Source organism: Streptomyces sp. NPDC012935 (genome assembly GCF_042900345.1).
Taxonomy (GTDB): domain Bacteria; phylum Actinomycetota; class Actinomycetes; order Streptomycetales; family Streptomycetaceae; genus Streptomyces.
Map to the genome: position 1 here is coordinate 1 of NZ_JBIBBC010000059.1, position 1,673 is coordinate 1,673.

At 72.9% G+C, this 1,673-nt stretch carries 2 protein-coding genes and 1 pseudogene; 2 read left to right on the forward strand and 1 reads right to left on the reverse strand.

What is annotated here, in order from left to right:
• Nucleotides 1-93: 93 nt before the first annotated feature.
• Nucleotides 94-690, reverse strand: a complete 597-nt coding sequence (locus tag ACFY5C_RS41405; RefSeq protein WP_389455238.1) for a histidine phosphatase family protein — start codon at nt 688-690, stop codon at nt 94-96.
• A 189-nt stretch (nt 691-879) separates the two neighbouring features.
• Here ACFY5C_RS41405 and ACFY5C_RS41410 point away from each other — a divergent pair.
• Nucleotides 880-1,221 (forward strand): annotated as a pseudogene (locus tag ACFY5C_RS41410) (phosphatase PAP2 family protein); the annotation flags it as partial.
• 128 nt (nt 1,222-1,349) lie between these two features.
• Nucleotides 1,350-1,673: phosphatase PAP2 family protein (locus ACFY5C_RS41415; RefSeq protein WP_389455240.1), on the forward strand; the 324-nt coding region annotated here is incomplete at its 3' end.

Genomic DNA, 1,673 nt, shown 5'->3' on the forward strand with positions numbered 1-1,673 from the left:
TGCCGCACCGGCGCGCGAGCGGGGTGACGGCGTTCCTGGACCGGCACGCGTCGCTGCCGCGCACCGCGTGAGGAACACCGCGGACGGCCGTCGTCAGGGGTTCAGGTGCCCCAGGTCGTTCCAGCTCTCGACGGCGGGCTCGCCGTAGGCCCAGCCCAGCGCCGACAGCGAGGTCGGGTTCAGCCGGAGCCTGGCCGCGAAGTCCAGCGGCAGCCCCAGCCAGCGTGCGCCGATGGACCGGAGGATGTGCCCGTGCGCGAAGACCAGCACGTCCCGGTCCGCCTCGCGCGCCCAGGCGACGACCTCGTCGGCCCGGGCCGTGACCTCGGACAGGCTCTCGCCGCCGGGGACGCCGTCCCGCCAGATCAGCCAGCCCGGCCGGACGGCCTGGATCTCCGCCGGCGTCATGCCCTCGTAGGTGCCGTAGTCCCACTCCATGAGCGTGTCCCAGGTCTGCGCGCGCTCGCCGAAGCCGGCGAGGTCGCACGTCTCCCGCGCGCGGGAGAGCGGGCTGGTGCGCACCTCGACGTCCGCCAGCCCGTCGAAGGGCGCGCGGTGCAGGCGCTCGCCCAGCAGTTTCGCGCCCCGGCGGCCCTCCTCCAGGAGGGGGACGTCGGTCCTGCCGGTGTGCTTTCCGGCCAGCGACCAGGACGTCTGTCCGTGGCGGGCCAGCAGCATGCGCGGTGCCATGGGCGGGGGACCTTCCGGGGAGGTACGAGCGGTGGAACCCGTCCATCATCGCGTACGGCCCGCCCGAGCAACCCGGGGGGCGATCTCGGCGTCTAGTGGGCCAGGGCGGCCGACGGACGCGCCCGAGGACACCGTAAAGTGTCACGACCTGTCCACAGGACGCCGTGACGAGAAGGGGGAGGCGATCGGATGCCGCACGCCGACATAGCTGGCGTGGAGGCGACGCCTCGAACCCGCCCGCGCTGGTGGACCGAGCTGCCGCTGCTCCTGCTGGTGTACGCCTGCTACTCGGCGGGCCGCCTGCTCGCCCGGGGCGACGTCAGTACCGCCGTCGACCACGGCGTGGCGATCCTGGACATCGAGAAGGCGCTGTTCCTCAACGCCGAGCACCCCCTGAACCGGCTCTTCACGCGCGAGCCGTGGATCGGCGTCCCGGCCGACTTCTGGTACGCGTCGCTGCACTACCTGGTCACGCCCGTGATCCTGGTCTGGCTGTTCCGGTCCCGCGCCGTGCACTACCGCGCGGCCCGCACCTGGCTGATGACGTCGACCTTCATCGGCCTGATCGGTTTCACCCTGCTGCCGACCTGCCCGCCCCGGCTGCTCGCCGAGGGCCACGGCTTCGTCGACACGATGGCCCAGTACAGCTCGTACGGCTGGTGGGGCGGCGAGGCGAGCGCTCCGCGCGGCATGGGCGGCATGACCAAAACCAGTACGCCGCCATGCCGAGCCTGCACGTCGGCTGGTCGCTGTGGTGCGGGGTCATGCTGTGGCGCCACGGCGGCACGCGCCTGGCGAAGACGGCCGCCGTCGCCTATCCGCTCATCACCACGATCGTCGTCATGGGCACCGCCAACCACTACTTCCTCGACGCGGTCGCCGGCGCCGCCGTGATGGGCGTGGGACTGCTGCTGACGCCGTACGTGCTGCGGACCGCCGAGCGCGTGCGCTCCCGGTACGCGACCCGGCGCGCGGTCACCTCC